Raw genomic sequence first — 18,639 nt, forward strand, 5'->3', positions numbered from 1 at the left:
ATTGCATACCAGGCGCCGCTTCGGAACCTGATTTGGTTCGCGTACGGCGATAGAAAATCTGCTGGACAGACAGCGGGCATACGCGTCTGGTAGTTCAATTTTCGCGCAGTGCATTCACCACTTCGCCTCCACCAATACCGGCAGGCTCAGGATTGCACCAGGAACTTCGCTACGGGAGGGAGGTTCCACGGCATCTGCGATGCAATCCCATGCGATGCGCACCAATCGTCCGGTACGCACGCAATCTATCTGCCGTATACACGTCAGGAGATGTCCCGATGAAGTCATCCGCATCCGTCGATTCGGCCAGCCGCAGTGCGGGGTCGCACTTGCCTGAGATCCAGGAAACAGAGCTCGCCACTGCCTCCACCTCTGCGGCCGTCACACACCAATCCGCGCCGGACCCCGCACTCAGCCCACTTGGGCGTGCGCCCGTCAGGCGCAGTGGCGCAAACACGCTGGGGGCGCTCCTAGCCAGGCCCGAGCAAGACGCCCAGGCCCTCGTCCCGCAACCGGCAACCTCATCGAATGCAACGAAGGCGACGCTGGCACGGCTTCGTCAGCAGTTGGCTTCGGACGATGCACGCGCAATCGCACCGGACTTGGCGGCCGATCTGATCAGCAGGCTCAGGCCGATGAAATCGCCCGGCACCACGGGTGCGCAGGCACGCGCGGCCACGCATGCGGACCTGGTCAGCCGCATCAGCGAACACGATGTGATCGATTGGTACAAGGCGCAGGGGCTGAACGAAAACGACGTAGCCACGCTGCGGCGCACCGCACTGCTTTCCGGCATGCCCAACCCGAGCGGCAGCTTCCTCACCAATGCCATGCAGTACATCGTCTCGCCGTGGATCAACTATGCGACACGCCAACCGTGGGCCGGCGCAGGGTTCGGCCTGGCCACCATGCTGGTCGCCGCACCTGTGAATGCCGGCCAACAATCGGCGGTTGTCAGCCTGTGCGAGTCGATTCGCGAACACGGCGCACACGTCATCGTGCCGGACAAGAAGCAGATCAACGACAAGCACTGGCTCCCCGAACTGGCACACGCCCTCAAGGAAAAGATCGAAACGTTCGCCAAAGCCTGCGACGTGTTTCGCGAGATTCAGAGTGATCCGAATTCCTCAAGTAAGGAACGCGCGGCGGCAGCCGACGTCTTGCTAGCAGCAGAGAAGGAGCTGCACCAGGCCCAGCATGATTTCGTCATGACCCAGGGCGCACACGATCGCCAGTGGCAGGGCAACCGCTGGCAGGCCGTTCCACGCATCTTGCGTTCGCCGGTGGCCAGCACGCTGGGGCTGCTCAGCAAGACAGGCGCGATGCGTGCGCTGTCGCCGACGGCGCAGACGGTTGGCGCGATGTTGATGACGGCTGCGCAACATGTGGCCGCCGGCTTCGACGAGCAAGCCAAGCAGGAAGCCAACAACAAGCTCAACCTCTTGTACGCCGATGTACTGACCGACGCAGGCAAGCAGAAGCTGGCCAGCGGCGCGGCGGTCAGCGCAGAGGACATCAAGGCCGACAAGCTACGCAGCCTGATCCAGTCGCCCACCCAAGCGCTGGTCAAGCGCGTCACCGCCGGGGTCGCCGAGTTGGAGAAGCTGCTGGCGGATGCAGTGACAGCAGAGGGTACGCAGCCAGGCGCAATCACGGCAGACGACCGCGACATCGAGGCCGGCGACGCCAGCAAGGCGATGCAGGAACTGCGCTTGGTGCGCAACGACCTTGAGGCATTGCGCGAAGGCAGGCTCGACGAAATCGACCCGAACGGCACCGCATCCAAGCTGCTTATCGGCGCCGAAAAGTCCGTGCTGTCGCAGCAGCTGTTCAACGATATCGCCAAGAAGTACAACTATCTCGAGTTCACCGCGCAAACCGCACAGCGCATCGGCCAGATGTTCCATCTGATCTTCCTGGGCAGCGCCGCATCGTCGGTAATCAGCAAACTCGTTTCGGCCTCCCAGGGCGGGACCCGCAATGTTCCGCTCCCGCAAAGCCTGGCGGTCTCGGCGATCTCCGGGGGCATGGCCGCCGTTGGCGCCCTGAACCAGCACACCGCCATCACCATCAAGAACAACCGTCGCGAGGGAAGCACCGACATCGGGCTGGGGAAGCAGGTAGGCCGCGGAATCCTGGGCGCCATGCATGAAACGCTCTCCCAGCGACGTGGGACCAAGGCCAGCAAGGCCATCAACACCTTGTTGGAGGGCAATGATGTTGAAGCGCTGCTGGCAACGGCAAGAGCGTTGTCTGTGCAGGAGGCAAGCACCTCTTCCAGCCAGCCACAGGATTTGCCATCGACATCCAGGGCGGCACCACCGCGCCGGGAACATGTTTCGGCCCCGAGTAGCCCGAACCGATCGAGGCTGGAACAGACCAACAACGAGATAACGCGGTCCAAGAGCGCTCGGAACTTGGGGACGGAACTGCACGAGTTCGCCCGCATGGCCGGCAAACACTCCAAGCACCTGGTGTGAGGTGATGATCCGGCATGTTGCAGGGCGTCGCCTCCCTGCAACATGGCCGCCGCACCGGACGCTGCCTTGTCCGTTACCGACGTCGATTGACGCGGGGTGTGCTGCTTCCTCGGCAGCCGCGCCGCCAGGCGGATGCCGAAGCTGACTCATTGCCGGACGAGCGGCGGCATCAGGCCGAAGATGCACGCCGCTGCATCGTTCGCCTCGGCGGTGAACGAAGCGATATCGCTCCTATCCATGTCGGGTCGCCGCCTGTCTGCCAAGGCATTGGTCACCGGCCATCGCGCGGCTGGCGACCGCTGCCCAAGCGCGCAGACACCACCCGCATGGCTGGCGGATGTGAGCGACATGTGTGCAAAGCGGGCCGCCAGCGGGCGACGCTCACGGCCTGCTCGCTGGGGCATGCGGAGTCTGGGGTTTCCCAACCCACATGGAATGCTTTCATGAAAGCGATCAACGTCATCACTCTGGTGCTTCTCATCGTCGGTGGATTGAACTGGGGGCTGGTCGGCCTGTTCCAGTTCGATCTGGTTGCCGCACTGTTCGGCGGACAGGACGCACTGCTGTCGCGTGTGGTTTACACGCTGGTGGGGTTCTCGGCGCTGTGGCAGCTGGTACCGCTGTTCCGCAACAACCATGGCACTGCCGAGCATCACACCAGCCCGCACGTGCGCAACAATCCGTAACCTCCTGCCCGCGGCAGGTCTAGCATCTGTGCATGACGCCGGCGCACTGCGTCGGCGTCATGCCATGCGATGCATGCTTTGCGTCTGGGCGCGTGGTCGGCAAGAATCGCAGACACCTCCCTGCTGGCTGCCTTCATGCTCCTGCGCACTGTTGCTTCTGCCTGCCTGCTCGCCCTGCTGTTACCCGTAGCCGCCAACGCGGCTTACCGTAGCCCGCAACAGATTCTCGACAGCTCGCCGGCCAGCGCGTGGCGCGTGCTCGATCCGGACCGCACGCTGTACCTGGAGCTGGATGCCGGACGGGTCATCATCGAGTTGGCGCCGCAATTTGCGCCGGAGCACGTCGCCAACATTCGCACGCTGGCGCATGAGCGCTTCTGGGACGGGCTGAGCATCTATCGCTCGCAGGACAATTTCGTGGTGCAGTTCGGCGACCCCGATGGCGAGACGCCGGCCAAGGCCAAATCGCTTGGCTCGGCCAAGACGCATCTGCCGGCCGAATTCGAACGCGCATCGCAGGGCCTGGATTTCCAGCGCCTGCCCGACAGCGATGGCTGGGCGCCGCAGGTGGGCTTTGTCGACGGCTTCCCGGTCGGCCGCGACACGGCCACCGGCAAGACCTGGCTGGCGCACTGCTACGGCACCCTGGGCGCAGGCCGCAACAACGACGAAGACAGCAGCATCGGCGCCGAACTGTACGTGGTCACCGGGCAATCGCCGCGCCAGTTGGATCGCAACATCACCGTGGTCGGGCGTGTGGTCAAGGGCATGGAATTGCTCAGCGTGACGCCGCGCGGCCCCGACCCGATGGGCTTCTACGAAGACCCCGCGCAACGCGCACCGATCCGCGCGATCCGGCTGGCCAGCGAAGTGCCTGCGCCCGAACGCACGCCACTGCAATTGCTGCGTACCGACAGCCAGACCTTCCGCGATGTGGTCGAGGCGCGCCGCAACCGCAAGGACGATTTCTACAAGCGCCCGGCCGGGCACATCGACCTGTGCAATGTGCCGTTGCCGGTGCGTGTGCCGCCGGCCGGTTGAATCGGGAATCGGGAATCGGGAATCGCAAGAGCGAGTCGCGCCCCGTCAGCGGGCGCGCTGGCTGAAGGCGACGCTGCCGAGGATCAGCACCGCGGCCACCAGCATGGTCCAGGTGAGCGGTTCGCCCAGCAGCGACCATGCCAGCAGCGCGCCGAACACCGGCACCAGATAGGTCACCGTGGACGCACGCGCCGGGCCGATGCGCTGGATCAGCCGGTAGTACATCAAGAATGCCAGCCCGGTGCACACCACACCCAACGCGGTGGCGCAGGCCCACGCCACCGCCGGCACCGGCGTGGTCGGCCATTGCCACCAGGCCAAGGGCGCCAGCAAGAGCGCACTGCAACCCAGGGTGGACGCCGCCGACGCAGCAGGCGGCAAATCGCCCATATGGCGCTTCACCAGGTTGTAGCCGATGCCGTACAGCAGCGAGGCAGTTGCACCAGCCAGCGCTGCCGGCCCGACGCTCAAGCCGGCGGATTTGCCGGTGGCCAGCACCAGCACGCCGATAAACCCCACCAGCAAGGCCAGCGCGCGACGCGTGCCGATCCGTTCGCCGAAAAACAGGAAGGCGATCAGCGCGGTAAACAGCACCGTCATCGCATTGCAGATCGCCCCGACTGCCGCCGGTGCATGTTGCGCGCCCCAGGCGAACAGCAGGAACGGCAACGCCGAGTTGAGCACGCCGATTGCCGCCAGCATGGGCCAGCGCTGTAACGGGAAACGTTCGCGTGCCAGCCACAGGAATGGCAGCAGCACCAACGCACCCAGCGCCAGGCGAATTTCCACCAGCACCACGGTGCCGAACTTGGGCGCGGCCACGCGCATGAACAAAAACGAGCAGCCCCACACCACGCCCAGAAAACCAAGCTCAAGCGGCGTACGCCATTGACGTACCGCAAGCTCGGGCTGCACCGACGATTGGACGCTCATGACCGTGCTCCCGAACCGTGCCATGCGGGGATGAAACGGCAGAAGACGGCAGCAGGCAGACAAAGAGACATGGCACGATCGTCGCGAAGGAATGATGCAGCATCGGTTGCCACCAGGGGCGCGACAAGCGCGTAGTATCGGGGCGAGCCACAAATCTCACTCATGCCTCGATGAATCTGCGCCCTACCTTGTTACCTGCGCTGGGCGTGTTCGCCGCTGCCGCCCGCCACCAGAATTTCGCCCACGCCGCCGAAGAACTGCACCTCACCGCCAGCGCGGTCAGCCACCATGTGCGCAAGCTCGAAGCGCTGCTGGGTGCGACCTTGTTCCAGCGGCTACCGCGTGGCGTCAAACTCACCGCCGAAGGCCGCCAGCTGGCCGATGCGGCCACCGCCGCGCTGGCCGAGATCGCGGCGGTAGCCGGCAACCTGCATCCGCGCGAAGACGCCATTCCACTGCGCGTTACCACGTTGCGGTCGCTGTCGTACTGCTGGTTGTTGCCGCGGCTGCCGCGCTTTTGCCGCGCCTATCCGCATATCCGCATGGACCTGCAATCGGATACGGCCTTTTCGCGTTTCGAAGAAGGCGGCCCGGACCTGGGTATTCGTTATGGCCAAGGCGCCTGGCCCGGACTGACCTCGCATCACCTGATGGACGACGAACTGTTCCCGGTGGCCTCACCGTCGTTGCCGGAAGTGGCTGCCCTGCGCACGCCGGCGCAGATCGCGCAATTACCGCTACTGACCGACATGTCGCCGCAGGGGTGGCGCGACTGGTTCCGCGCAGCCCAGGTCCGCGGTACCACCGTGCCGCCGATGCACACCTTCAACGACAGCACCGACGCGATGCGCGCCGCCGTGTATGGCCTGGGCGCGGTGCTGGCGCGCAAGCACATCGCCCAGCCCTACCTGCAGCGTTACGAACTGGTACGCCTGCCCGGCCCCACGCTGAAGGCGCGTTACGCGTACTACATCGTGCACCCCAGCCACCGCGAACTCAGCCCGGCCGCGGCATTGTTCATCGACTGGCTCAAGCGCGAAGCACAGGACGAACGCACCCCGATGCCGGCACTGCCCGCCGAATTGGTGGCGTTGCCGCTGAGCGAAGGCGTGCAGGAGCCGCGTGCAAGGCGGCGTTTGCGTAGCGCATCGGCGGCGGAATGAACCAAGCGGCAGGCTGGCATTTGTCGAAAAATTTGGGCTATCCAGGGCGCTTCCCGATGCTGGCACAACGCAACAACGCCGACGACAAACATCTGCGTTTCCGCTCGTCGGTGGCGTTGCGCCGGGTCGGCACGCACGAGATCGAGCTGACCATGGCCACCCGAGTGAGCTGCCGCAACGGGTTTGGCCGAGTCTACATGGCCTGTATCCATCATGTGCATCACCACTACGTCATGCCCACGATGCTGCGCGCCGCAGTAGGCCGCGTGATGCAGTCCGATCCCGTTACCAGCCAGGCATGGCCGGCACGGCCCGCGTGATGTGAGCAGCGCGCCGTCACCTCGTTTTGTCCTGGCGATGCCTAGGCTTGATGTCCCCAATCCACAGGACACTCCCATGCCTACCCTCCGCATGCGCATCACCGGCACCGACGACGACGCGCGTGCCATTGCCAACCTGCTGCAAAGCATCGACGGCATCGAGCACGTGGAAGAAGTGGACGATCTGATGCCGCACCTGGACGACGAAGATTCCAGCTCGGCAGGCCTGTCGGACGACGAAGGTCCGGGCAGCCACGAGTTCGAAGTGGAAGCCGGCAACGAGGCCACCGCGCAGAAGGTCCGCGACGCGGTGCAAGAGCTGGCACTGCAGCTGGACGTGTTTGTGGAATACGAAGTGGACGAAGGTTGAGCCGGGCTCAGCCCTACCTGTGGCGACAGTGCTGCGTTGCTGGATCACACGCGACGCCATGACGCGTCCTGCGTCGCTTGGGCATGCCGCTGCGCGCTCAAGCCGCGTGCGACCGAGCGCTGACAGCGCACGCCGCATGCACTGATCGGTCGGATGACCCCGCAGCTGCACGGCAGTCCCGCGCAGCTGCGGTGCATCAGGACATCCGGCGCCGACGTACGCGCCAGCGCCACGCCTGCAACAACAACCAGCCGGCGATCAGTGCAACCGCAGCCACCGGCAGTAGCGCTGCCACTGCGCGGATGACGAATGCCACGCTGCTGGAAAATACCTCGCCGAACTCGGCAGCGGCTTGCGCGATCTCGCCCCTGCCCTGCTCGCCACCGGTACTGCGGAAATTGAGCGTCAGCAATTGCGTGCGCACCCGGCGCTGCTGCTGCGCGGCCTGCTGTTGGGTCTGCTGCGCCTCGGCTTCGATCTCGGCCAGCCGCTTGGACAAGGCCAGCAGATCGGTCACCGCCAGATCGCGGCGCTGCTGCAATTCCAGCAGGCGCGCATGCTCTTTTTGCAGCCGCGCCTGCGCCAGGCCGGTGTCGGCAATCTGCTGGGCCAGATCTTCGGCCCGCGTGCTACGCGCGGCGACATCGCCATGCTGGCCGGCCAACTGCACCATGGGTTCGATCCCTTCCGGTGCCAGCCGTACGCTGACGCGCCCACTGGGATCGCGCCCGCCTTCCTGCTCGACCGCCAGCACGGCGCAGTCGCCGAACTGCGCGTCCTGGCAGGCAGTGCGTATCGCGGCGATGCGCTGGCCGATCTGGTCGGCAGGCAGCTCGATGCGCACATCGTGCTCGTAGGCCAGGGCATTGCCCTGCGCGGCGGGCGGTGCCGGCGCCGCAGCCCCGCCGTCGGCCGCCATCTCCGCGTGATGCTTCGCACACCCGCACAGCGCCCATCCCAGCAGCATGGCCGTGGCATACCGCTGCATGGCACGGCTCATCGGCTGGCTCCGTCGATTGCATGCACCTGCAGCCCGGCAAGATCCAGCGCCGGCAGGCAACGCACATTGACCGCGACGCCCATTTCGCCGGTCTTGGGGTTGAGGCCCTCGCTGAAGGGCGCGATCCCGCACTGCGTGCAATAGTAGTGATCGATGTGCTGCTGATTGAAGCGGTAGCTGCCCACAGCTTCCGGCGCGGCCTGAAGCTGCAGCTGCGTGCGCGCGCCGAACCAGAGCAAACCGCCACGGCGGCGACACAGCGAACAGTTGCAGTCGTAGACCTCAGTGATGGGCGCTTCGGTCTGCAGATCGAACGCGATGCGTCCGCAATGACAGCTACCGGCATAGTGCATGTGATCCTCCTTGGAACAGGCCACCGTGCGGATGGCAAGCATGATGTTGCGTGTACGCGCCGCCTGGGTAGCGAGGCGGCGCCCGGGAACCGGAGTGTACGAGCGATCGCGCCCGCAACGTGCAGCCGTCGTGTGCCCCCGGGCGATTGCGCCGCTGCACGGCCGGCAGGATCGGGGCGCTCACCCACACGTGGTGCGCATCTGTCAGGGCACATGGAGGGCGCGCACGATCCGGAGGGTCAGGCGGCACACGCTGGTCCAAGCCTCGGCCGCGCCCGCCTGGCGGTGAGGCCGTCGATTTATTGGCTGCCCTACACCAATGGCGGATGCGCACGTGGGCGCAGATGCCTATGCTGGCGGTTTGATTCCACCAGGACCTACGATGCGTCAACGCCTGCTTGTCCTCGCCCTGCTCACCGGCCTCAGCGCCTGCCAGCAACAGCCCGAATCACCGCGCGCCGATGCAGCCGCGCCTGCCGCCAGCCAGGCACAGACCCCGGATGCGCGCTTTGCCGCATTATCCAAACAGGCCCTGGACACCTGGATGCAGCTGTCGCCGGTGACCGCCACCCAGACCGGCGACCATCGCTTCGATGCGCAAATCGACGACCTGAGCGCCGGCGGCCGTCAGCGCAGCGTGGATGCGGGCAAGAAGCTGCTGGCCACCCTGGATGCAATCGACGTGGCCAAGCTCTCGCGCGAGAACCAGGTGGATGCGGCCATCCTGCGCAATCAGCTGCAATCGGAGATCTGGAATACCGAGGTGCTGCAAAGCTGGGCCTGGGACCCGCAGGTCTACAACGGGCTGGCCGGCAGCGCGCTGTACAGCCTGATGGCGCGCGAATTCGCGCCGCTGCCCGAGCGCCTGACCGCGGCCACCCAGCGCATGGAAAAGATCCCGAGCATCTTTGCGCAGGCACGCGAGAACCTGGACCCGGCGCGCGTGCCGAAGATCCATGCCGAAACGGTGGCCAAGCAGAACAAGGGCATCCTGAGCATCGTCGACAGCTTCATCGCGCCCAACATCAGCCAGCTTGGCCCGATCGAGGCGGCGCGTGCGCAGGCGGCCATCGACAACCTGCGCAAGGCAGTGGCCGAGCAGCAGACCTGGCTGGACACCGTGCTGGTCCCCAATGCCAAGGGCGACTTCCGCATCGGTGCGGAAAAATACGATCAGAAGCTGAAATTCGCGCTGCTGTCGTCGCTGTCGCGTGCCGACATCAAGCAGCGCGCCGAATCCGAGCTCAAGCGCGTGCGCAGCGACATGTACGGGATTGCACGCACGGTGCTCAAGGACAAGCCCGGCGCCCCCAAGTTGCCCGAATCGCCCACCGACGACCAGCAGCAGGCGGCGATCGAAGCGGCGCTGGAACTGGCGTATGCCGACAAGCCGGCGCGCGACAAGGTGGTGGACGCGGCCAAGGCTGCGCTGGCCCAATCCACCGAATTCGTGCGCCAGAAGGACTTGATGACGCTACCCGATTCGCCGGTGGACATCATCCTGATGCCGGAGTTCCAGCGTGGCGTGGCGGTCGCGTATTGCGATTCGCCCGGCCCGCTCGACAAGAATCTCAAGACGTTCTACGCGGTGTCGCCGATTCCCGACGACTGGAACGACAAGCAGGTCGATTCGTTCCTGCGCGAATACAACACCCGCATGATCCAGCTGCTCAGCATCCATGAGGGCACGCCGGGTCACTACCTGGAAGGCTGGCATTCGGCCAAGTTCCCCTCCACGCTGCGCGCGGTGCTGCGCTCGGGCATGTTCGCCGAAGGCTGGGCGGTGTACACCGAGCGCATGATGCAGGAGCAGGGTTACCTGGATAACGACCCGCTGTTCCACCTGGTGCAGCTCAAGTTCTACCTGCGCACCATTGCCAATGCCATTCTCGACCAGGGTGTGCATGTGGACGGATGGGATCGCGACAAGGCGATGCACCTGATGACCCACGACACCTTCCAGCAGGAAAGCGAAGCCTCGGGCAAGTGGGTGCGTGCGCAGCTCTCCTCCGCGCAGCTCCCGACCTACTTCGTCGGCGTGCAGGAACATCTGGACACCCGCAAGGCGGTACAGGACAAGCTCGGCGAGACCTTCAACCTGAAGGCCTATCACGACAAGATGCTGTCCTACGGTGCACCGCCGGTACGCTTCGCCCGCGAGCTGATGCTGGATCAACCGATCGAGTGAGCATTTCCCTTCTCCCCGCGGGAGAAGGTGCCCCGCAGGGGCGGATGAGGGTACGGGCGACGCCTCGCGTGCCTCATAGAGGACGCATTTTCTTGGTGCGAATTCAATCGACCATGAAGCCTTGTGTCATCCAAAACTAGCAAGTGGCTTCGCCCCGGACCCTCACCCCAACCCCTCTCCCGCCGGGAGAGGGGCTTAGGTCGCCGCCAATGTCTATTGGCCAGTTTCCAACCCGCGTTACCCCAGTCCCGTGTCCTTACACGTAGCTTTCCGTCACGCATCCGCAGCAACAAACCCTCCGGTCTGCCGCGCCCAAAGCCGTGCATACAGGCCGCCATGCGCAATCAATTGCGCATGCGTGCCTGTCTCGACGATCTTGCCGGCATCCATCACCACCAGCCGGTCCATGCGCGCGATGGTCGAAAGGCGGTGCGCGATGGCGATCACCGTCTTGTTGCCCATCAGCGCGTCCAGGCTGTCCTGGATGGCGGCCTCCACTTCCGAATCCAGCGCCGAGGTCGCTTCGTCCAGAATCAGGATCGGCGCGTCCTTCAGCAATACCCGCGCAATCGCGATGCGCTGGCGCTGACCGCCGGAGAGCTTGACCCCGCGCTCGCCCACATGCGCATCGAAACCGCGGCGGCCTTCGCCATCGATCAGCGTGTCGATGAAACTGTCGGCGCGTGCCTTGCGCACGGCGTCGAGCAGTTGCGCCTGGCTGGCCTGCGGCCGCCCATACAGCAGGTTATCGCGGATCGAGCGATGCAACAGCGAGGTGTCCTGGGTGACCAGGCCGATCTGCCCGCGCAGGCTTTCCTGCGTCACGGTTGCGATGTCCTGCCCGTCGATCAGGATGCGGCCCTGCTCCAGGTCGTAAAGCCGCAGCAACACGTTGACCAGGGTGGATTTGCCGGCACCGGATGGCCCGACCAGGCCGATCTTCTCGCCGGCACGCACCTGCAGATCCAGCCCGGCGATCACCCCACCGCGCTTGCCGTAATGGAAATGGATGTGCTCGAACTGCACCTGCCCCTGCGTTACCTGCAGCGGCACCGCATCGGCTGCATCCTGCACCTGCACCGGTTGCGAGATGGTCTGCATGCCGTCCTGCACGGTGCCGATGTCCTCGAAGATGCCGTTGACCGTCCACATGATCCAGCCGGACATGTTGTGGATACGGATCACCAGACCGGTGGCCAGGGTAATCGCGCCCACGCTGATCTGGTCGCGGCTCCACAACCACAGCGCCAGCGCGCAGGTCCCCACGATCAAAAAGCCGTTGGCCACTGCGATGGCGGTGTCCATGGCGGTGGTCACCCGGGTCTGCCGGCGGTGTTTCACCGCCAGTTCGTCGATGGCATCGCGCACATACGCCTGTTCGCGGCCGGCATGGGCGAACAACTTGAGCGTGGAAATATTGGTATAGCCATCGACGATGCGGCCGGTCGCCTTGGAGCGCGCATCGGAGGCAACCCATGCGCGCGCCTTCATGCGCGGCACGAAAAACGCCATCAGCGCGACGTACACCACCAGCCAGAGCAGCAGCGGCGCCATCAGCCAGGGGTCTGCCTGCGCGAACAGCCATAGTGCACTGCCGGTGTAGACCACGATGTACCACAGCGCATCCACCATCTGCACGGCCGATTCGCGCAGCGAGGTGCCGGTCTGCATCACCCGATTGGCGATGCGCCCGGCAAAATCGTTGTTGAAGAAGCCCAGGCTCTGGCGCACCACGTAGTTGTGCATCAGCCAGCGCGAACGGTTGCTAAGACCCGGCACGATCGCCTGATTGACTAGCAGATTGTGCAGGCCGGTGAAGAACGGCCTTGCCACCAGCGTGATAACCGCCATCCAGATCAGTTCGCCCGCATGCTGCCGGAAGAAGTCCGGCCCAGGCTTGCCGGCAAGCATGTCGACGATGCGGCCGAGGAAGTCGAACATCGCCACTTCCACCAGCGCCAGCAGCAGCCCGGCGATCAAGGTGGCCAGCAGGATCGGCCACAACGGCCGCAGATAATGCAGATAAAAGCGCCACACGCTGCGTGGCGGCATCTCCCGCTCGATGGGCGGGAAGATATCGATCAGGGACTCGAACCAGCGGAACATTGCGCGGACTTCGGAAACACCGGGATCTCAGGCTAGCCGATCGGGCGTCAAGCCGCAGTGGCGCTGGTCGGCACGCGGCTTGATCAGCCCATGCACTGCGTCAACGCCGTCGCCAGGAGAACAAGAGACGAGGTTTGCAGCGCCTTCGCCCATGAAAGGCGCCACCGCTGTCACTCGCGCACGCGCGCGAGCAGGCGATTGACCTCTGCCAGATCGAAATGCCCAGGTTCCAAGCGCCCACCCAAGCTCGCCAATTCCTGCACATGCTGCGGGTGGTCCGGGTCGGCGATGATGTGCAACAGCGCCTGGTAATCGCCAATGCCGCCACTGCTATTCGGCGGACAGGCATTGGCACCGTCCACACAGCGCGCCACGCGCAGGCCGGCATCGGCCGGCAACAGCGCTTCCACTTGCAGCCGATGCTGCCAGCCAGGGCCGGCGCCGTAGAAATACTCGAAGCCTTCCAGTTCGCCCACCGCGCTTTCCAGCGTGACACGCCCGGCATGCTTGAGCCGGGGACGCTCGGGCACATCCAGCCCGGATTCGCCGTAACGCCCGCCGCCGAGGTCGAATTCGTAGGGATGGGCGCCATTCCATCCAATCACCGGCTGCAATACGCGATGCAAGGTGGCCAGGCGTACTGCGCCCGACACCAGCAAGCGCCGCCAGATCAGCGGCGCACTGCCGGTCAATGCCACATGCAGTTGATACACCGGCGCAGGTGCCTGCAGCGCTTGCTGCGCGGATTTCTTTTTTGCCTTGGTCATCATGCGATGCGTGTGCCTGCCTGTTACCAGTATGGCGTGCCAGGCAGGCGAATGCAGACGCTGTCCAGATCGGCGATTGAATCACTGCGCAACCGCCAGGCGGGCGCGGCCGGTGCCCGGGTCGGGATGTAGCACTTGTCCATCCCGCCTCTAAGCGCCCGTCCACGCCCATCCGACCGCCACGCGTCACGGCTTGGCGGCCACGCTCAAGCACTGCGGCGCAGGCGCAAACCGAACAGCAGGTCATACAGGATCGGAATCAGGCCCAGCGTCACCAGCGTGCCCAACGCCAGCCCACCGATCATGGTGATCGCCATCCCCGTCCACAGCGGGCCTGCAAACAGCATCAGCGGCACCAGGCCGACGATGCAGGTGAGCTTGGTCATGACGATCGGGCGCAGCCGCTTGACCGCGGCCGCCACCACCGCTTCGCGGCGCGGCAGGCCATCGGCAAGTTCGGCTTCGATGCGCTCCAGCAGCAACACCGCGTTGTTGACGATGATGCCGGCCAGCGCCAGCAGGCCGAAGGTCGCCATGAAGCCGAACGGATAGCCGGTCATCACCAGCGCCAGTGCCGCACCGATCAGTACGAACGGCACCGCCGACAGCACGATGAACAACTTGCGGAACGAGTTGAACTGCCACACGAACAGCAGCAGGATCGCGCCCAAGGCATGCGGCATGTAGTGCAGCAGGGCCTGATTGGCTTCGGCCGAATCTTCCAGCTCGCCGCCAATCTCCACGCGGTAGCCGGGCGGCAGCTTGAGCGCGGCAATTGGCGCGGACAGCCGCTCGACGATCTCGGTCGCGGTCAGTTGCGGGTTGCGCGCGGTCACGGTGATCGCACGGCTGAGGTTGCGCCGCTGGATCGCCGACGGCTCGCTGTCGCGCAGCACCGTGGCGACCGCCGCCAACGGTACCGGTGCGCCGCCTGCCTGCGGGTACACCAACGTATCGGCCGGGTTGCCGTTGGCGGCACGCTCGTCGGTGCTGCCGCGCACGACAACCGGCACATCGGTGCCATCGTCGCGGATCAACGTGGCATCCACGCCGCTGTAGCGCCCCTGCAATGCCTGCGCAATGTCCTCGCTGCTGACACCGGCGCGGCGGGCCTTGAGCTGGTCCACCTGCACCACATAGCGCGGAATGCGCGCCTGCCAGTCGTCCTGCACGTCCACGGTGCCCGGCACCGCCCGCAAGGCCCTGGCAATCGCAGCAGCGCTGCTGCGCAGGATCGCCTCGTCCGGACCCACCACGCGATACACCGCCATCCCGGCTTCGGTGGCGCCCAGCGAAAAGCGCTTGGGCTCGGCGCGCAGCGCGGGGAAGTGGCTGCGCACATGCGAGCGCACCCGTGCGATCACCGCATCGATGTCGGTCCCCGGCCGCACGCTGACCGTGAAGTAGGCCTGGTTGGCCGCCGGCAGCGGCGGGTTCAGGCCCAGCACGATGCGCGGCCCGCCATCGGCAACATACCCGATGCTGTCCACCACCTCGGGGTTGGCGCGGCGGTCGCCCAACCAGCGGCTGAGTTCACTCACCGTGCGCAGCGTTTGGCGTGCATCGCTGCCCGCCTGCAAGGTCACCGGCATCTGGAACTGCAGGCGGTCGGACTTGGGCAGGAAGTCGTATGGAATGGACACCAGCACGGTGACCGCCACTGCCAGCATCGCCGTCATCGCGCCGATGAACAGCACCTTGTGCTGCAGCACGCGTTCGATCACACGGCGGTAGCCGCGATAGAACCGCGATTCGGCTGCATCGCTGGTCTTGGTGACATGCACCTTGGCGAAGTACATGCACAGCAGCGGCGTCACCGTGATGCTCAGCAACCACGAACCCAGCAGCGTCACGCCAAGCACGGTGGCCAGCGAGCGCAGATATTCATTGGTGCTGGTCTGGCCGAAGAAGAACGGCGAGAACGCCAGCACGATGACCAACGACGAGGTCAGCAAGGGTGTCGCCAACGTCCGGCCCGCATCGATGCAGGCCTGGCGGCGTTCCTCGCCGGCCACCAGGCGGCGCTCGATGTCTTCGGCAATCACGATGCCGTTGTCCACCAACAAGCCCAGCGCAAGAATGATGGCGGCAATGGAGACCGTCTGCAGCTCCACGTTCAGCACACGCATGACGATCAGCGAGGCGAAGATGGTCAACGGCACGATCGCGCCGACGATCAACCCGGTACGCCAGCCCAGAAACAGCATCACCACCGCCATGACGATGACAATGGTCTCGCCCATGACGTGATGCATCTTGCCCATCTCGCGCTCGACCACATCGGCCTGGAAGCTCACCACGTGCTGGGTGAAGCCGACAGGCAGCTCGTGCGCGGTGTCGTCGAGCTTGGCGCGCAGCGCCTTGCCGAAGTCGGCGATATTGGTGCCCGGCTGCATCGAGACCGAGACCACCACCGCCGGCTGGCCCTGGTAAACGGCCGCGCTTTGCGGCGGGTCGGCCGGCATCACCTGCACCTGCGCCAGCTCGCCCAGGGTCACCTCGCGGGCACCGCCCGCAGGTGCGCCGGGCACGCTCAGCAGAACAGCGCGCAACTGCTCGGGCGTGCGGATTTCGCCGGACGTGGCCACGGTCAGCGCCAGCCCCGACACCGCGACCTGCCCACCGGAACCCACCACATTCTGCGCGCGCAACTGCGCCATCACGCTGGACGGCGTCAAGCCGCTCGCCAGCAACCGTGCGCGATCAAACGACACATACACCGATTCGTCCTGCAGGCCATATAACTTCACCTGCTCCACGCCGGGCAAGGCGTACAGCTGCTCGCGCATGCGCCGCAACGGGCCGCGCATTTCGCTCATCGAAAAGCCCGGTGCGGTCACCGCGATCGACGCCACCGACACGCGCCCGAAGTCGTCGTCGACAAAGGGACCAAGCGTGCCCGCAGGCAATTGCGCGCCGGCCTCCGCGGCCTTGGCGCGCACCCGCTGCCACAGCGCCGGCAGATCCTGCACATCGTCATAGGCGGTCAGCTGCACGATCGCGCTGCCCGGATGCACCGTGGTGACGATGCGCTTGATGCCGGCCAGCTCGCGCAAGCGCTCCTCCACCGGACGCGCCAGCAGGTTTTCCACCTGCTCGCTGGGCATGCCGGGATAGGCCACCGACACCAGCGTGTCGCGTACGGTCACCGACGGTTCTTCCTGCGATGGGAAACCGAGAAACGCCACGATGCCGCCGATCAGGATCATCGCTGCGGCAAACAACGTCAGCCGGCTCGAGCGCATCGCCATCTGGGTCAGCTTCATGGCGTGCGACCTCCGCTCAGCTGCGTCTGCGCCTGCAGTGGCGTCACCGGCTGGCCGTTCACCAAGAAGCCCACACCGGCGCTCACCACCTGCTCGCCTGCCCGCAGCCCGCGCAGAATCTGGACGCGCTCGCCGACGATCGTTCCCAGGTCGACCGCGCGTTCGATCACGGCCCGCGTGGCCGGCTGGTAAACGAACACGCTGGCCTGTTGCCGGTTGAGTCGGGGCAATACCGCCGACAACGGCACGCTCGGCGTGGACGCGGCAGCAGGCGGCAGCGTCAGCATCACGCTGTCGCCGCTGCGCAGCGAAGGCGCGGCGGCGAGCGGTTCCAGCAACGCCTGCACCGTCGTGGCATTGTCCAGGCGGCTGGAAAGACTGCGCAGACGCAGTTCGATCGGCGCGCCGCCCGCATCCACCACGCGGGCATGCACGGTTTGCCCCGGCACCAGACCGGCACCGGCAATTGCCGGCAGCGTGGCGACCAGTTGCACATGGCCCTGCCCCTCCACCTGCAGCACCGCCTGCCCCGCCGCCACATCGGCCTGCGGCTGTTGCAGGCGCGCCACCACGCTGCCATCGAAGGGCGCGCGGAGCTCGCCCAGACGCGCGCCGCGGCGCGCCATGGCCAGGTCGGCCCTGGCCACCTGCAGCTGCGCGGCGGCCGCATCTGCCGCCGCCCGCGCGGCAGTCAAGGTGGCGCTGGAACTGGCGCCGTCATCGAACATTGCCTGTTGCTGGCGCAATTGCAGTTGCCGTTCGCCCGATTGCGCCAGTGCCGCGCGCACGTTGGCATCGGCCTGCTGTTCGCGCAGGCGCAGCGGCTCATCGTCCAGCCGTGCCAGCAGTTGCCCGCGGGTCACCCGGTCGCCGACATCCACCAGCACCGCAGACAGACGGCCTGCCCCTTCGAACCCCAGCTCGGCGCGTTGTTCCTGGCGCACCAGCGCCGGCACCTGCAGTGGGTTATCGCCCCCGTTGCCGAAGCGCTCCAGCTTCACCGCGCGCGGCGTCTCGGTGGCCGGCGCCTCCGGCCCGCTGCATGCGGCCAGTCCCAGCAGCAACGTGCCGCACACCAGGCCGCGATAGAACATCGTCATCATTGGATCCCCCGGTGTATGCCGCTCAGCGGCTGTAGGTCAGTGCGAGGTTGCCGCTGACCACGCTGCGGCGTGCCACCAGCGGGCTGTCTTCGGCGTTGTCCAGGTAGCGCGTTCCGGTGACCCCCAACGTGGTGGCCCAGTGGTCGCCCAACGAGTGTGTCCAACTGCCACCTACCGCGGCGGCATACGCACCGGACCCGGCATTGAAGGCGGCAAAGCGGGTGCGCGCGGCTTGCGCATCGGTGACGCCGAAGTAAGCCTGATTGAAGCGGCGGTCGCCGCCATGCACGTCCAGGTCTAGGGTGACCGTGTCGTTAGCGCTATGCAGCAGGGTGAACTCCATCCCGGCGCGATAGCGGTTGCGGCGCGCAGCATCCTTGAGCGTGAATTCGGCCTCCGCATTGACGTTCATGTAGGGCGTCACTTGCTGCATCACCAGCGTGCGTGCGGTCACCGAGCCAGGCACATCGCCCATGCCGGCCAGCAGGCGCGAGCCCGGCCGCCAGTTGCTGTCGCTTTGCAGCCGGCCCAGGTCGTAATACAACGATTGCGATACGTAGAAGCCGGACTTGCTCTGGCATTGCAGGCCGCCGCCGCGGGAGGTGTCGAAGAACAACACGCCGCGCTGCACCACCAGCACCGGGTTGAATTGCACGCGCGCGCGCTCGGCACCGGCATACTCCGGCGTGGCAACCGCGGCCGCGCCGGCCGTGATTTCAGTACGGTCTCCCAGCAGGCGCGAACTCCCGGTCAGATCGGTTTGTGCGTGCGCAATGCACGGAATGGCGCTCATGCAGGCAAGCACGCTGGCGCGAACGGCATGGTGGCCACGCAGGCGATTGAAGGACGATAGGTTCATCGAA

Annotated in this window: 16 protein-coding genes; 7 read left to right on the forward strand and 9 right to left on the reverse strand. The window is 65.7% G+C overall.

Going from position 1 to position 18,639, the window contains the following annotated elements; all coding sequences use genetic code 11:
* The first annotated feature begins 278 nt into the window (after window positions 1-278).
* Complete coding sequence (xopN, locus tag AC1POX_RS14470) at window positions 279-2,480, forward strand: type III secretion system effector XopN (protein WP_008573180.1); 2,202 nt, start codon at window positions 279-281, stop codon at window positions 2,478-2,480.
* A 146-nt stretch (window positions 2,481-2,626) separates the two neighbouring features.
* Here the strand turns inward: xopN and AC1POX_RS14475 are convergent, their stop codons facing one another.
* Window positions 2,627-2,830 (reverse strand): hypothetical protein, encoded by a 204-nt coding sequence (locus AC1POX_RS14475; protein WP_338334148.1) that lies wholly within the window; start codon window positions 2,828-2,830, stop codon window positions 2,627-2,629.
* Between the two features lie 93 nt (window positions 2,831-2,923).
* Here AC1POX_RS14475 and AC1POX_RS14480 point away from each other — a divergent pair, with 93 nt between their 5' ends.
* Together AC1POX_RS14480 and AC1POX_RS14485 are read left to right on the forward strand one after the other, a co-directional pair.
* Window positions 2,924-3,166 carry a DUF378 domain-containing protein gene (locus AC1POX_RS14480; RefSeq protein WP_011348011.1) on the forward strand — a complete coding sequence of 81 codons (243 nt, stop codon included), beginning with the start codon at window positions 2,924-2,926 and terminating at the stop codon, window positions 3,164-3,166.
* Window positions 3,167-3,235: 69 nt separating this feature from the next.
* Window positions 3,236-4,207: a peptidylprolyl isomerase gene (locus AC1POX_RS14485; protein WP_008573185.1), complete on the forward strand. Its 972-nt coding sequence runs from the start codon at window positions 3,236-3,238 to the stop codon at window positions 4,205-4,207.
* A 45-nt stretch (window positions 4,208-4,252) separates the two neighbouring features.
* Here AC1POX_RS14485 and AC1POX_RS14490 read toward each other — a convergent pair whose 3' ends face one another.
* Window positions 4,253-5,140, reverse strand: coding sequence for a DMT family transporter (locus AC1POX_RS14490; RefSeq protein WP_029819802.1), 888 nt, complete (start codon window positions 5,138-5,140; stop codon window positions 4,253-4,255).
* Between the two features lie 170 nt (window positions 5,141-5,310).
* Between AC1POX_RS14490 and AC1POX_RS14495 the strand changes: the two genes are divergently transcribed.
* The 3 genes from AC1POX_RS14495 (at window position 5,311) to AC1POX_RS14505 (ending at window position 6,993) form a co-directional block, all read left to right on the forward strand.
* The gene (locus tag AC1POX_RS14495) at window positions 5,311-6,303 is read left to right on the forward strand and encodes a LysR substrate-binding domain-containing protein (protein WP_011348013.1); all 993 of its coding nucleotides are present in this window, start codon (window positions 5,311-5,313) and stop codon (window positions 6,301-6,303) included.
* 56 nt (window positions 6,304-6,359) lie between these two features.
* A complete protein-coding gene (locus AC1POX_RS14500; RefSeq protein ID WP_057681463.1) occupies window positions 6,360-6,623 on the forward strand; it encodes a DUF2867 domain-containing protein in 264 nt (87 codons plus the stop codon).
* A gap of 76 nt (window positions 6,624-6,699) precedes the next feature.
* A complete protein-coding gene (locus tag AC1POX_RS14505; protein WP_005912915.1) occupies window positions 6,700-6,993 on the forward strand; it encodes a hypothetical protein in 294 nt (97 codons plus the stop codon).
* A 196-nt stretch (window positions 6,994-7,189) separates the two neighbouring features.
* Here the strand turns inward: AC1POX_RS14505 and AC1POX_RS14510 are convergent, their stop codons facing one another.
* Together AC1POX_RS14510 and AC1POX_RS14515 are read right to left on the reverse strand one after the other, a co-directional pair.
* Window positions 7,190-7,993 carry a DUF4349 domain-containing protein gene (locus AC1POX_RS14510; protein ID WP_372356309.1) on the reverse strand — a complete coding sequence of 268 codons (804 nt, stop codon included), beginning with the start codon at window positions 7,991-7,993 and terminating at the stop codon, window positions 7,190-7,192.
* Window positions 7,990-8,388, reverse strand: a complete 399-nt coding sequence (locus AC1POX_RS14515; protein ID WP_372356310.1) for a GFA family protein — start codon at window positions 8,386-8,388, stop codon at window positions 7,990-7,992. Before AC1POX_RS14515 ends, AC1POX_RS14510 begins: the two co-directional genes overlap by 4 nt.
* A gap of 340 nt (window positions 8,389-8,728) precedes the next feature.
* On the opposite strand from AC1POX_RS14515, the gene AC1POX_RS14520 reads away from it, so the two are divergent.
* Window positions 8,729-10,534 (forward strand): DUF885 domain-containing protein, encoded by a 1,806-nt coding sequence (locus AC1POX_RS14520; RefSeq protein WP_218496191.1) that lies wholly within the window; start codon window positions 8,729-8,731, stop codon window positions 10,532-10,534.
* Window positions 10,535-10,807: 273 nt separating this feature from the next.
* Here AC1POX_RS14520 and AC1POX_RS14525 read toward each other — a convergent pair whose 3' ends face one another.
* From AC1POX_RS14525 to AC1POX_RS14545, 5 genes are all read right to left on the reverse strand, one after another.
* Window positions 10,808-12,640 (reverse strand): ABC transporter ATP-binding protein, encoded by a 1,833-nt coding sequence (locus AC1POX_RS14525; RefSeq protein ID WP_029819808.1) that lies wholly within the window; start codon window positions 12,638-12,640, stop codon window positions 10,808-10,810.
* Window positions 12,641-12,810: 170 nt separating this feature from the next.
* Entirely contained in the window at window positions 12,811-13,410 is a 600-nt protein-coding gene (locus AC1POX_RS14530) for a plasmid pRiA4b ORF-3 family protein (RefSeq protein ID WP_057681418.1), read from the reverse strand.
* A gap of 203 nt (window positions 13,411-13,613) precedes the next feature.
* The gene (locus tag AC1POX_RS14535; protein ID WP_029819809.1) at window positions 13,614-16,673 is read right to left on the reverse strand and encodes an efflux RND transporter permease subunit; all 3,060 of its coding nucleotides are present in this window, start codon (window positions 16,671-16,673) and stop codon (window positions 13,614-13,616) included.
* Window positions 16,670-17,776 carry an efflux RND transporter periplasmic adaptor subunit gene (locus tag AC1POX_RS14540; RefSeq protein WP_046931890.1) on the reverse strand — a complete coding sequence of 369 codons (1,107 nt, stop codon included), beginning with the start codon at window positions 17,774-17,776 and terminating at the stop codon, window positions 16,670-16,672. The genes AC1POX_RS14535 and AC1POX_RS14540 overlap by 4 nt, the downstream gene beginning before the upstream one ends.
* 22 nt (window positions 17,777-17,798) lie before the next feature.
* Window positions 17,799-18,635 (reverse strand): MipA/OmpV family protein, encoded by an 837-nt coding sequence (locus AC1POX_RS14545; protein WP_372356311.1) that lies wholly within the window; start codon window positions 18,633-18,635, stop codon window positions 17,799-17,801.
* Window positions 18,636-18,639 lie beyond the last annotated feature (4 nt).

It is taken from the genome of Xanthomonas sp. NCPPB 3442, assembly GCF_056725145.1.